The 13483-nt window shown below is 44.1% G+C and carries 11 protein-coding genes; 7 read left to right on the plus strand and 4 right to left on the minus strand.

The annotated features are described in order from the left end of the window. Positions 1–42 precede the first annotated feature (42 nt). Both KCTCHS21_RS13685 and KCTCHS21_RS13690 read left to right on the plus strand, forming a co-directional pair. Positions 43–1218, plus strand: a complete 1176-nt coding sequence (locus KCTCHS21_RS13685) for a trans-sulfuration enzyme family protein (RefSeq protein ID WP_232058187.1) — start codon at positions 43–45, stop codon at positions 1216–1218. After that, positions 1215–2900 (plus strand): DUF4091 domain-containing protein, encoded by a 1686-nt coding sequence (locus KCTCHS21_RS13690; protein ID WP_130609006.1) that lies wholly within the window; start codon positions 1215–1217, stop codon positions 2898–2900. The genes KCTCHS21_RS13685 and KCTCHS21_RS13690 overlap by 4 nt, the downstream gene beginning before the upstream one ends. 430 nt (positions 2901–3330) lie before the next feature. On the opposite strand, the gene KCTCHS21_RS31140 is transcribed toward KCTCHS21_RS13690, so the two are convergent. After that, positions 3331–3594, minus strand: a complete 264-nt coding sequence (locus KCTCHS21_RS31140; protein WP_130609009.1) for a hypothetical protein — start codon at positions 3592–3594, stop codon at positions 3331–3333. Positions 3595–3642: 48 nt separating this feature from the next. Further along, positions 3643–3906 carry a hypothetical protein gene (locus KCTCHS21_RS13700; RefSeq protein ID WP_130609012.1) on the minus strand — a complete coding sequence of 88 codons (264 nt, stop codon included), beginning with the start codon at positions 3904–3906 and terminating at the stop codon, positions 3643–3645. Positions 3907–4153: 247 nt separating this feature from the next. On the opposite strand from KCTCHS21_RS13700, the gene KCTCHS21_RS13705 reads away from it, so the two are divergent. The 5 genes from KCTCHS21_RS13705 to KCTCHS21_RS13725 are packed head-to-tail and all read left to right on the plus strand — an operon-like array spanning position 4154 to position 11008. Then, positions 4154–5089 (plus strand): AraC family transcriptional regulator, encoded by a 936-nt coding sequence (locus KCTCHS21_RS13705; protein WP_130609015.1) that lies wholly within the window; start codon positions 4154–4156, stop codon positions 5087–5089. Between the two features lie 23 nt (positions 5090–5112). Next, the gene (locus KCTCHS21_RS13710) at positions 5113–7521 is read left to right on the plus strand and encodes an excinuclease ABC subunit UvrA (protein WP_130609018.1); all 2409 of its coding nucleotides are present in this window, start codon (positions 5113–5115) and stop codon (positions 7519–7521) included. Then, positions 7521–8558 carry a serine hydrolase domain-containing protein gene (locus KCTCHS21_RS13715; RefSeq protein WP_130609021.1) on the plus strand — a complete coding sequence of 346 codons (1038 nt, stop codon included), beginning with the start codon at positions 7521–7523 and terminating at the stop codon, positions 8556–8558. The genes KCTCHS21_RS13710 and KCTCHS21_RS13715 overlap by 1 nt, the downstream gene beginning before the upstream one ends. 60 nt (positions 8559–8618) lie before the next feature. Further along, positions 8619–9122 carry an RNA polymerase sigma factor gene (locus tag KCTCHS21_RS13720; protein WP_145988946.1) on the plus strand — a complete coding sequence of 168 codons (504 nt, stop codon included), beginning with the start codon at positions 8619–8621 and terminating at the stop codon, positions 9120–9122. Beyond that, positions 9119–11008 (plus strand): TolB family protein, encoded by a 1890-nt coding sequence (locus KCTCHS21_RS13725; protein ID WP_157994040.1) that lies wholly within the window; start codon positions 9119–9121, stop codon positions 11006–11008. Before KCTCHS21_RS13720 ends, KCTCHS21_RS13725 begins: the two co-directional genes overlap by 4 nt. An 80-nt stretch (positions 11009–11088) precedes the next feature. Here the strand turns inward: KCTCHS21_RS13725 and KCTCHS21_RS13730 are convergent, their stop codons facing one another. Both KCTCHS21_RS13730 and KCTCHS21_RS13735 read right to left on the minus strand, forming a co-directional pair. Beyond that, positions 11089–11856 carry a VOC family protein gene (locus KCTCHS21_RS13730; RefSeq protein ID WP_157994041.1) on the minus strand — a complete coding sequence of 256 codons (768 nt, stop codon included), beginning with the start codon at positions 11854–11856 and terminating at the stop codon, positions 11089–11091. Positions 11857–11919: 63 nt separating this feature from the next. Continuing rightward, on the minus strand, positions 11920–13479 hold the full coding sequence (locus KCTCHS21_RS13735) for an RNA polymerase sigma factor (protein ID WP_157994042.1): 1560 nt from the start codon (positions 13477–13479) through the stop codon (positions 11920–11922). Positions 13480–13483: the final 4 nt, after the last annotated feature.

A 13483-nucleotide genomic window follows, 5' to 3' on the forward strand; every position in this document is an offset into this window, starting at 1 on the left:
CTATCGAACTACAGATTTGACATAATGAAGGGGACATGCCAGGTGAGTGAACGACAAAGACAGCATTCGCTTGTGACACATGATGAGCACGACGATAGGCATTACGGTGCCGTTCATGTTCCTGTATATGATAGTAGTCTCTTTACGTTCCCTTCCGTTGCAAAGATGGATCGAGCGGATATAGAAGGCAGCTACATTTATTCGCGCGGTAATAACCCTACTGTCAACGAGTTGGAGCGCAAGCTAGCCTTATTAGAAGGTGGGGAACGAGCGAGATGCTTCGCTACAGGCATGGGGGCCATATCGGCGGCAGTTCTTTCGGTCGTGCGTGCGGGGGACCACATCGTTTGCGTGAACCAGGTTTACAGGCCTGCTAGGAAGCTGATGGGAAACTATATGCGACGGTTCGGGGTTGAAGCCGACTTCGTGGACGGTTCGGATCTATCAGCCATTGAGGCAGCTATTGGCATGAAGACGAAGCTGCTCTATTTGGAAAGTCCTTCAAGCCTGCTGTTCGAGCTGCAAAACCTTAAGGCTTGTGTGGAGCTCGCTCGTAGGCACGGTATTCGAACCATTATCGACAATACGTGGGCAACCCCATGCTATCAGAATCCGTTAAAATATGGCGTCGATATTGTCGTCCATTCGCTTACCAAGTATATAGGTGGTCATAGTGATGCGATGGGTGGGGTTGTCATTGGAAGCGAGCAATTGATTGGTGAGCTAGATCGCAACGAGCTGATTTTGCTTGGGTCGGTTATGCAACCACAGATTGCAGCTTTGATCGTGAGGGGGCTAAGAACTTTGCCGCTGAGGATGGAGCGGCATCAGAGTGGGGCTATCGCTGTAGCGACGTATTTGGAGACTTTGCCATTCATAGCTCGAGTTCGTTACCCAGGCCTTTCTTCTCATCCTCAGCATCAATTGGCAGAGGAACAAATGTCCGGTTACGGCGGCTTGCTCTCTTTCGAGGCGGGCTTGGATAGAGAAAAGCTTATTAAGTTTATTGATCGGCTGACTTATTTCAGAATCGGCTTTAGCTGGGGAGGATATGAGAGCCTCGTATCCTTACAAGAAAGAATCGTCGATCCTCCTGCGAGTAATGTTCCTATAGTGAGGTTATATATCGGGTTAGAAGAGCCTGAGGATCTAATTAGAGATTTGAAGGCTGCCTTTCAAAGCACCGGATTTAATGATGAAAGGGAGCGAAGCGAATGACTTATGAACATGGTTTGTTCGAATTCCAATGCTTGAGCTCGCTAGCGAAGGTGTTTCCGGATGAAAAGCTGCAGGAGCCACGCTGCAGGGAAGGATCTGCATTGCTGGGAGAGGTTTATTCTTTTCAAATTGCTTATCGCTGTGTGAAGCAGACAAGACCGTTCTCATTAGAGGTCAGGGTAGCTTCGCCTGAGCTTAACGGGCTTATAACAGTTCGTAGAGTTGGTTTGGTACCATCGGAGCTTCCTGGATATGCAGATGCGGACGAGCATGTGCTTCGAATGAGTCCGGGGTTATATCCGGATCCCTTGTATCCGCTAGAGCCGAACAATAGGTTCAAGCTGTTTCCGAATCAATGGCGTTCGCTTTGGGTTGAAATTTCATTGGATACTCAGGTTAAACCGGGAGTGCATACCGTAGAGATACAATTCGTCGCCGAAGAAGGCGAGGTTGTGGGACGCGATAGCTTTAGCTTGAATGTTATTCCTGTTGTCTTGCCCGAGCAGGAGCTTATTCACACGGAATGGTTCCATGCCGATTGCCTTGCGACTCATTACCAGACGGAGGTTTTCAGCGAGCTGCACTGGCAATTAATTGAGGCCTATGTAGCGACGGCTTCCCGTCATGGAGTGAACATGCTGTTGACTCCATTATTTACTCCGCCTCTCGATACTAAGATCGGGGGAGAGCGTCCGACTGTGCAACTGGTCGATGTGAGTCGAGTGAACGGAATCTATTCGTTCGGGTTCGAACGACTGAAGAGATGGATTGACATGTGCGACAGGAATGGCATTTATTATATTGAGTTTTCCCACTTGTTTACGCAATGGGGAGCCAAGCACGCTCCGAAAATTGTGGTGCTCGAAGAAGGTGTTAAAGCTCCTTTATTTGGCTGGCACACGGATGCTACGGGTGAAGAATATGGACAGTTTTTGGATGCGTTCTTACCCGCATTGATTGAGTTTATTCATTCCCACGGACTGGATAAGCGCTGCTTCTTTCATGTATCAGATGAGCCCCATGAGGAGCATCTGGAATCATACAGATCGGCAAGCGAGAAAGTACGAAAGCATACGAAGGGCTTTCCAGTAATTGATGCCTTGTCGAATTACGAATTTTACGAGAAGGGGATGGTTAGCCACCCCATACCCTCCAACGATCACGTCGAGGTTTTCCTGAATGCTGGAGTTTCTGAATTGTGGACTTATTATTGCTGTGCGCAATACAAGGATGTAGCTAACCGCTTCTTCCATATGCCTTCCGCTAGAAACCGGATACTAGGCACCCAATTGTATAAGTTCGATATGAAGGGCTTTCTTCACTGGGGTTATAATTTCTGGAATTCGCAATATTCTATCAGACCGATTAATCCTTATGAGGTGACTGATGCAGACGGGGCTTTCCCTTCAGGGGATGCGTTCCTGGTGTACCCAGGAGAGAGTGGGCCAATCGAATCGATCCGGCTTAAAGTGCTGTTCGAAGCCTTGCAGGATTTGCGTGCGTTAAAGCTACTTGAAGGGCTAATTGGTAGAGAAGAAACGCTGCGAATTCTAGAAGAGGGACTGGGTGAAGCATTAACCTTCCGGACTTATCCTCGGCAGGCGCAATGGCTGCTTTCCAAGCGCGAGCAAATTAACAAGGCGATCTATGAAAAAACGAGCGAGAGTTGGGAGTTAGGCTAGCAAGTCGGAAGGTGCTTTTGAGATCTCAATTAATAGATTAGTGCCACAAAAAAGTTATTCTTCTATCCAATGGAGGATAACTTTTTTGTGCGATCGTACAACCCCAACCAATCGTGCCACATCCAGAGCTCGTTGTTCGAAATAATTGTACAACAGGCACCAACCGTGCCACATCCAGACCTCGTTTCTCGAAATATTCGTACAACACGAACCAACCGTGCCTCATTCAGACCCCGTTGTTCGAAATAATCGTACAACCCCAACCAACCATGCCACTTCCAGATTGCGTTGCTCGAAATATTCGAACAAAACGAACCAACCGTGCCTCATTAAGACCCCGTTGTTCGAAATAATCGTACAACAGGCACCAATCGAGCCTCATTCCGACCTCGTTTCTCGAAAAATTCGAACAACACGAACCAATCGAGCCTCATCCAGACCTCGTTGTTCGAAATAATCGTACAACAGGCACCAACCATGCCTCATTTAGACCCTGTTGCTCGAAATATTCGAACAACCCCAACCAATCGTGCCACATCCAGAACCTGTTGTTCGAAATAATCGTACAACAGGCACCAACCGTGCCACATCCAGACCTCGTTTCTCGAAATATTCGAACAAAACGAACCAATCGAGCCTCATTCAGACCCCGTTGTTCGAAATAATCGTACAACAGGCACCAATCGAGCCTCATTCCGACCTCGTTTCTCGAAAAATTCGAACAACACGAACCAATCGAGCCTCATCCAGACCTCGTTGTTCGAAATAATCGTACAACAGGCACCAACCATGCCTTATTTAGACCCTGTTGCTCGAAATATTCTAACAACCCCAACCAATCGTGCCACATCCAGAACCTGTTGTTCGAAATAATCGTACAACAGGCACCAACCGTGCCACATCCAGACCCCGTTGTTCGAAATATTCGAACAACCCCAACCAACCATGCCACATCCAGATTGCGTTGCTCGAAATATTCGAACAACACGAACCAACCGTGCCTCATTAAGACCCCGTTGTTCGAACTAATCGTACAACCCCGACCAATCGAACCCCAACCAATCGTGCCTGATCCAAACAAGGTATTTGGACTGAGCCAGACCTTCTACTCATAGTACCGGAAGCATTAGTAGAATCATGAACCATAATCCTATATTAATCTTGCAGAATCCTCTCACCCAAGTTAACATCAACTTGATTGGAAGGGTTTTTGGTGATTACTGGAAGAGAGAAGCTAGAAAGAGGGATAACTGATGACAAACTCTCAAAGCAAAATGGAGTATTTACGTCGCATTCATAAAGTGCAGGATTACATAGAAGCAAATGTGTACGATTCTCTTTCATTAGATGAGCTTGCTACCATTGCAGGTTTCTCAAAGTATCATTTTCATCGGATTTTTAAGGGTGTCGTGAATGAATCTTTGTTGCAGTATGTAAATCGTGTGAAGCTGGAGAAAGCTTTGAATTTCCTTATTTATAGATCAGACATGACAGTTACGGACATAGCGTATCAATTTGGCTTTGCGGATACGGCCATTTTTTCCCGAGCTTTCAAAAATTATTATCAAGTAAGCCCCAGCTATTATAGAAATCAATACCGCAAGAATTGCAAAGACTTGACTAAAAATTCTCCCTATCATGAAGATATGATGAAAACAACACGAAGGGATAACGAAAACAAAGTACAAGGGAAGGTTGCCATTAAAACAATTGATGAAATGCACGTTGCCTATGTGAGACACCTGGGTACGTATGAAGATCTAAAGATTGTTTTTGGATCTCTTATGCAACAGCTGTTTCATTATTTAAACGAACGAAATCTCATTGATCCCAGAACAATAAAAGTGTTAACGATTTATCATGATAATCCAGAAATTACAGAGGATCACCATAGAAGGACCAGCCTCTGTATAACGATTCCAAGTAACGCTGTTGAGGTCGTAGACAATGGGGAAAGTGATATAGGAATTATGGTGATACCTTCTGGGAGGTATGCTGTAGGTCACTTTGAAATTTTCCCCAATGAGTATAGTGCAGCTTGGGATTACTTGTGTGGTGAATGGCTGCCCCAAAGTGGTTATCTTCCTCGCGACACCTCAAGCTTTGAAGTGTACCTTACCGAACCAAACTCAGATCCACGAAAAAAGCAATTGGTTGATATCTACTTACCGATAGGACCTCTTGCATAGCAAATATAGTAAGGGGCGATTTAATGAAAAACATAACCATAAAAGGCGCGCGGGTGCATAATCTCAAAAATATAGACATCTCCATCCCTAAAAACAAGCTGGTAGTCGCAACAGGTGTCAGCGGGTCGGGCAAATCCAGCCTTATGTTCGATATTATTTTCGAGGAAGGTCGCAAACAATATCTGCAGTCTTTAGGTATACTTGCAGGTCTTGATGATGAAGACAAATTCGATAGTATACAAGGCCTGAGCCCTGCCATAGCCGTGCAGCAAAATATTATACGCCAAAGCAACGCACGTTCAACCGTCGGCTCAAGGACCAATATCATTAATATGCTGGCACTCCTCTATGCCGGAGAGGGTGAAATCAGTTGTTCCTCTTGCGGAGAACCTGTGAGTGACAGTCTTTCTTGCTTAACATGCGGGAATATTGAGGAACGGCTGCCACCCAGTTATTTTTCCAATAACTCTCCGAATGGTATGTGTATCAAGTGTTCCGGGCGTGGTGCGTATTTTGAAGTTAATATGGAAAGCTTTGTGACGGATAGCCGTACGACCTTTGAGCAGGTTCTTGATGGAGTGGGGCTGACCCCTGGTTATAAACGGTTATTTCAAAGAAGGTTCAATGAATATTTAGCGATGCCTTACTTACAATTACCCGAAGAAGTGAAGGAAGAAATCATCTATGGACATTATTCAAACGGCAATTCTGATAAGCTCAGCGCTTGTTTAACAAAAATTTTTCAGGGTCGCCGTCAAAGAGGAGAAGATTTAAATGGTGTGTATGCCAATGTTCTATGTTCCGAATGCCACGGGTTTAGGACTGGAGAAGAAGCACGAAGAGTGCTGTTAAATGGCAAGCATATTGGCGAGCTTGGATTAATGACAATCTCAGAAATGCATAAATTCCTTGAAGATATACTCCAGCAAAATTCGCTCACTCCATTTGGTAAGAACCTGCTTCAAGATATATGTCGTAAAACGAATAGCTTGATTAGAGCACGGCTCGGCCACCTTTCCCTGTACAGAGAAATGCCAACCTTGAGTGGTGGAGAAATACAGCGGCTATTCCTTCAGTCCCATTTGGATTCGAAAATGGATTCGCTGATTTATGTTCTCGACGAACCAACAGCAGGACTTCATGAGTCTGAAAAAGCTGAGCTTCTAAAATCTATTCGGGAGCTAACGGACTTGGGCAACACGGTTATTGTTGTAGAGCATGATAAGAATGCAATTAGAATGGCGGAGCATATCATTGATATAGGGCCCAAAGCTGGTATAGAAGGTGGGCAGGTTGTTTATCAGGGTGATTTAGAAGGATTGCTCAAGTGCAAAGAATCTATAACAGGTCAGTATCTTTCGGGCAAAACGACCATGCCTACTAGAGCTATTCATCAGAGTGTTGCATTGGTACGATGTCTGACAATCAGACATGCCAAAACCAACAACCTCAAGGATGTGACAGTTGAATTCCCTTTACAAGCTATGGTCGGGATAGCGGGACTGTCGGGAAGCGGGAAAAGCTCGCTGATTGCAGATACAATGCTTCCTCTTCTGAAAAGCCATTTTCGTGACACGTCGGCAGACAACGAAGAAAACGAAATGGACGGCGAAGAAGAAGTAACGGTGGCGCCAACTGTTGCGGACAGGCTGGAGGGTATGGAACATATTTGTGGATACGCAGAAATATCACAGGCTCAGATTGGTAGGAACTCGAACTCCAACCCGGCAACCTATATCGGTATTTGGGATAAAATACGTAGCCTGTTTGCCAATCAACAGGAAGCCAACGAGCAAAAATTATCGGCAGGTCATTTCTCATTCAACTCAAAAGGCGCGTGTTCGGTATGTGGTGGCAGCGGTAATGAGACAATCCGACTGGGCGGCAATCTTAAAATAGAAAAAACATGCGCAGAATGCCAGGGGAAAAGGTTTAATGATGTAGCCTTATCGGTCAAATACAACGGTAAAAATATTTATGAAGTTCTTGAAATGAGCGTGTCGGAAGCCGTTACTTTCTTTGAAGATAACAAGGGGATTGTTGGGATTTTGAAAGTGTTGGAGCGAATTGGCATGGGCTACATTAAAATTGGTCAGTCTACCCCAACATTAAGCGGCGGCGAAGCACAAAGGATAAAACTCGCAAAAGAGATTGGCCGAAGACGGAAAGGTAATATCCTTTATATACTTGATGAGCCTACTACTGGTCTTAGTCTGTATGATACCGCAATGCTCATCGAACTGTTAGACGAGCTTATAGCCAATGGTAATTCGGTAATCGTTATTGAGCATAACACGACTGTTCTTACTTCCTGCGACTGGATTATTGAGCTTGGGCCGGGCGGCGGCCCAGACGGAGGGTATATCATTGCGGAGGGATCGCCCGGAGCACTGAAAGAAAATCCAAAGTCAATAACCGGGAGGTATCTATAATGCGAAGAGATTACTGGCCAGCAACAGAGTGGCGGACGCAGGACCCAGCAGCTTTAGGAATGGACACGGAAAAGCTTTCAGAGCTTGAATCTATACTAAAAGCCCAATATAGCAATCTAACTGGTATTGTTGTCGTGCATAAGGGGTATATTGCCTATGAAAAATACGATAGCAGCTGCGACCCGAATGACACTTACCATGTCGCTTCAGTGACGAAAAGTATCATATCTGCCCTTATTGGCATTGCTATAGATACAGGATATATCAAAAGTGTTGACGAAAAAGTCATGGATTTCTTCCCCGAATATGATTCCGGAGCTATCGATATACAGAAGCGGGCGATAACCCTACGACATCTTCTCACTATGACGGCGCCGTTTCCCTTTACATGGAAACCAGGGGGTGGAGTACAGGAGCCGCTGGACAGACTGCGGAGGCAGAAGGATTGGATTAAGTATACCCTTGACCTGTTGGGCCAGAAAGGGAGACCCGGCACATTCCAATATTGCACTGCGGGGACGCACCTGCTTTCGGCTATTATTACACGTACCACTGGTAAAAGTGCCCGAGAGTTTGCGAATGAGCGTTTATTTGGACCTGTTGGCATGAAAGTGATTCCTGATTTCATTATGAAATCGTTCGGTCTCGAGGATGTGTTTGGGAAAAATCTAAAGGGATGGATACAGGACCCAAACGGCAATTCCACAGGAGGATGGGGGCTTACGCTAACTCCCAGAGATATGGCACGTTTTGGATTTCTTTATTTGAATGGCGGTATTTGGGACGATAAACAAATTATTTCTAAAGCGTGGATTGATGAGTCGACAGCGATGAACGCCAACAAATACGGTTATTTGTGGTGGTTAGATGAAGAGGACGGGATTTTTGCATACTTTGCCATGGGTGATGGCGGCAACGCTATTTGTTGGATTCCGGATAAAGACCTGGTGGTAGCAATCGCGTCCAAAATCGTGAGCAAGCCTCGTGATATTTGGCCACTAATCAAAAAGATAATAATCCCCTCTGTAATAAATTGAATCTTGATACTTTTTCGTGTTGGCTACGTTATTGTTTATGGAAAGGGGAGGGGAGCTCTCGTGAATGGGCAGTTTATGACAATGTATGAGGAGTATTTTGACGATGTATACCGATTTGTACTGTATAAAACGGGGAATAGGTGGGATACGGACGACCTCGTCAGTGAAATTTTTCGTAAAGCATTTCAGCATTTTAATCAAAACCGAGTCGAGCTGGAACGTATGAAGCCATGGCTTTTTACTATAGCCCGCAATACAGTTATTGATCATTATCGCAAAAGAAAAGAATGGGCATATGGACACGATCCAGAGGTGTTCGGTTATACGCATACCACTGAGCTTCTGGAAACGATAGATCTACAAAATGATTGTTTGAAGCAATCCTTGCTATCGCTTACTACGGAAGAAAGAGAAATGATTAACCTCAAGTATATCGCTGAAATGAAATATTCGGAAATCAGCGGCATAGTTGGCAAAGCGGAAATGTGGATGAAAACGAAAGTTCATCGTATTAAGCAAAAGATGGCATTGTTAATAAACAAATGTATGGAGGCGCAGAAATGAACGACATACAATGGGAAAGTCTCATGAAGGACCTAAAAACAAAGCTTCCTGTCAATGAGGAATTAAAGGATAATCTGCGTCAATCTTTTGTGAACAAGCGCTCTAAACAACAACACCATTACCGTAAGAGCTTAATAAGCATTGCAGCGCTTATACTCTGTCTTGTTCTATTGAGTACATTATGGCCAAACGATAAAGCTGTTCCTAAGGCTCAAGCAGCATCACTGCACTTTTTTAATTCATTTTCGCTGATGGAGCAGCTAGGGAAAGAGAATAGCTCAGGTATGGCGGAGTATAAAGGGACCATCTATCTTCCAATGAAGAACAGAGGACTATATGCCTACGACAAGAAAGGTTTATACAAATTAGAAGCAGGTAATATCAATTTTGTTCGTGTATCTCCAAGTGGTGACGAGCTGGTTTATGTTAAGGATGGAAGCCTGTATATATATGAAATTAGCAGCAAGACAAGTCGGACTCTTCTCAAGTCGGCAGCTTCTCAGGAAATGCTCGAGACTCCTTCATGGTCAGAAGACGGCTCCCGGATTCTCTATGTAATTAAGAAGACTTCTGATGGTGTTAGCAGTAAAACAGAGGACGGCAGTGATAACAGCACTGGACAAATTTCAGAGATTAATGTTAAGAAGGGCACCATTAAGGAAATGACAACGGGTTCTTACCCTTCCTATATAAGTGGTCACAATGCGATAATTTTTGAAAATAATAATAAAATTATAAGAAGAAGTTTAGTGGATGGGAAAGAAAGTGTACTCGATTCAGGCCAATATCCTTCGGTCTCCAATGACGGTGCATATATTGCCTATATCAAAATGCAGGGCGAACCGGCGCTTCAAGATATTTGGGTTGCAGATTCAGACTTCAAGACGAGTAAACAAGTCAGTCATAACATGCTAGTCGATGCTTGGGATTCCGATACAGGTGAGCCTATTGAAGGTAAACAGCAGCCTCGATATACCTTTGAAGAGCCAGTGTGGAGCAGCGATAGTCGTCAGCTATTTGTCTATAAAGTGTTTCACACGAATGTAGTGTGGAAAAAACTTATGCAATTCGAGGTTTCAGAAACGATTGCACCTCCCGAAGCGATTGTAGCTGGCTCGATTCAAGCGCTTATTTATAGGGATGAAGATTATGCTCACAGCTTCTTCAGCTATGATCCGGGATATCTTAAAGGTACGAGTCCTCGTCAGGTTGGATACAAGATTATAAAGAGTGGACAGCAGAATGGAAAAGAGTTTGTTGATGCTGATACTTACTTATCCTACGCCAATCCTTTTTATCAAATCGTTACTACCCGTTACTGGGTTTCAAAAGGTGAATCAGGATATCTTATTGACGGGATGGAGGAACTAAACAATCAGGTCGTATCAGCTTCAAGTGAAAGTGTGAATATGAGTACTAATGATGAAGCTCCTCAGCCGATTTTTGCGCTCAAAGATATCCCACAGGAAACAAATTGGGTTAACGATAAAATTTTCAACATTGTATATCAAGAGTCAAAAGGAACCGTGTTTTTCACATTAAATCGGCAAAAGGGTAATCAGATGCGATTGGTGCTGTTGAAATATGAGGTTGGCAGCAAGCAGTTTTCAGAAATAGCTACGCTCGGCGAAGTTGAAGATTCAGGCTTAATGATAATGGATTCGGAACAAAAATACGTTGCTGTTGAAGTGCAGATTAAGGGAAAAGAAGATACCATTGTGTATGATCTTGATCGCCATAAGATGAGCATGCTTTCCGAAGAAATATTAGGTGAAAAGGCTATGGCCGTTCACACTCGATTCTGGAATGATGGAAAATTAACATTTTATGCGGAAATGGAAGGCAGGGATGGCTTCTTTCAATTTAATCCAGAATCTAAGAAATAAAGTATTGTTTTTATTCTAGAACAGCAAAATGACCGCCTTTTAGACAAAGGCGGTCATTTGCGTTAGTTGATATTCAGTTATTACAAACAAATGATAATGGCATTACCTTCCGGATCAGCAGCAAAGAAATGATGCTCATGTTGAATATCCATTAGGATCCGTGCCTTCTTGTCCTGCATGAAACGATAAGCTTCATTAATATTGGAGGCATTCAACATAAAAGAAGGAAACTTACCCCAATCGCGATGATTTCTATTATCGTCAAGCAAAACGCCAGTCCCATTGTCCATATCAAACCAATAAATCGGTCCTCCATCTTGGCGCTCGGGCTTTATGGAGTGTCCAAGCAGGCGGGCGTACCATTCCGTTGCTCTTTTTAAGTCGATTACAGGTACTACAATACATTGAATGCGGTTTGTAATAGGGTGATTCGCAGCGTTGGGTACGATAGGGCTCGGATTTACCCAATCCGATTCAATGATCATGAGTACATTTCCTTCCGGGTCAAATATGTTGAAGTAGGTTAATCCCTCATGAACCTTTTGTATATCTAGTACGATCGGGATGTCGTTCTGCTTGACCCAGGCGTAGGTTTTATCGATGTCGAGCGTCTTTAACATAAATTGCGGGTGTTGTAGCTCGTCCTGCATAAATCGATGATCATCCAGCATCAAGTTGACACCATTATTCATATCAAACTCGTAATAAGGCTTTTCCGAAGCGATCTCTTTAACTGTAACCCCTAGAATCTCCCCATACCAAGCGGCCATTGCGGACAAGTCTTGTACGTGTAGCATGGTGCCGCTTACCGACCGAACTCCCGATCCTTGAATTGCCGATGCTTTCATATGAATCTCTCCTTCAAATCTTGTGAGTTTCATTTATAAGACGTTCGTGACAGCCAAGATCTATCAAGAGTATATAGATATTTTTGAAAAAATTTGTTCTAACCGTTCAATTCCTTTTTCCTCTGCATCTTTTGCTTGTCTTAATTGAAGAATGGATTGTTCATGGATATCGATTTGCAAGCCGGGCATTCCGTATGGAAATGATGGGTACAGTCGCGTGAAAGCTTGATAAGTCTCATTATAGTCATTGATCGCATCCTGCCATAAGATAGCGGTGCCCGGATCGCTACGAATAGTCGGATGCTCTTTCCATTTGTTCAGAAAGAATATGGCATGCTGTCGGGCTTCAGTCAATAGAGCAACATTATAAGCATGTCCTACTGGCAGCACCCGGTTCTCTTCGAAGGCTTTGATCCAAGCTGCATAAGCGGCAATCCCTGTAACATAGCCTGGAACCGTAGCTTCCTTGCCTCGAGCGTGACGGATGATCGTATTGAGTGCATGAGCGATTGAAGGTTGTGTAGACATTCCCACTGCTTCAATTACTCCGACGAATAACTCCGGATTATCCAACGTACGTCCCAGCTTGTCATAAGGCACCTCTAATGAATGCTGCACAGCGTTTCGATAAGTAAAATGTCCCGATGCATCGTTATAGCCATAGATGATCCCAAACTCAGCTTTGATTAAATTCCATACGATAGCTGGCATCCCTTTATTGATAGATTCACGTATCATGTCCAGAGCTTGTATTAAAGTGTCAGGGGTTAACACTCGTTCAGGACGACCGATCCATTTCGCACGGTGTCCGTACGTTATCGCAATTCTTTCCATGACCGAACCCCAGTCGTAGATTAAGCTGCTGCTCAAGCCACAATCGGTTGTCATTTGGATACGAAAAGCTTGTCCAGTGAATCCCATTATGTCGCTTAAGGTATGGTTGTTATTGTTCGTGTAATTAAGCACCTCATGAAGGATATGACCTAGAGAAGTGTACGCGGATTGATATTGGGGGATAGGTAACAGATGAAAGGAAGCAAGACCCATAGCCTTGTACTGCTCAATATTTTTTATCGTTTCCCGTTTAAAACGTTCCTCTTGCAGCTTCATTTTGGATCTTGAAATGATGTTATATACGTTGCCTGTTGTGATAGAAAAGGCGTCTGCAAGTTCCTCGGGAGAATGCTGATGAAAGAAGTAGGCCTCGACAATACTACGGTTTCTTTCAGACAACGATTCTATCATTGCAGAAATGGATTCCATCCATTCGTTTGTTAGCGATATGATTTCCGGAGTGTTCGTTATTACGGTGGAAACCTCTTCAGTATGCTGTGCGAATAAGGAATTTCTCTTGTTTTTACGCAGAGTGTCAACAGCTTTATTACGTACGATTTGTCGCAGCCAAGGGATAAATCGCTCAGGCTGTGCGAGAGATTCCAGCTGCAAATACGAATTTATTAAAGCATCTTGCACGATATCCTCTGCCCAGTATGCATCATGAATGATGGAGTATGCCCAATTTACGGCTTTAGCCCGATGCTTGATGACGAGCTCGTTGAATGCATCCCGATCCCCACTTTTAGAGCGTTCTACAAGCTCCAGGTCATCCGTCTGAAAATCCAAGAGA

Source organism: Cohnella abietis (assembly GCF_004295585.1).
Taxonomy (GTDB): Bacteria; Bacillota; Bacilli; order Paenibacillales; family Paenibacillaceae; genus Cohnella; species Cohnella abietis.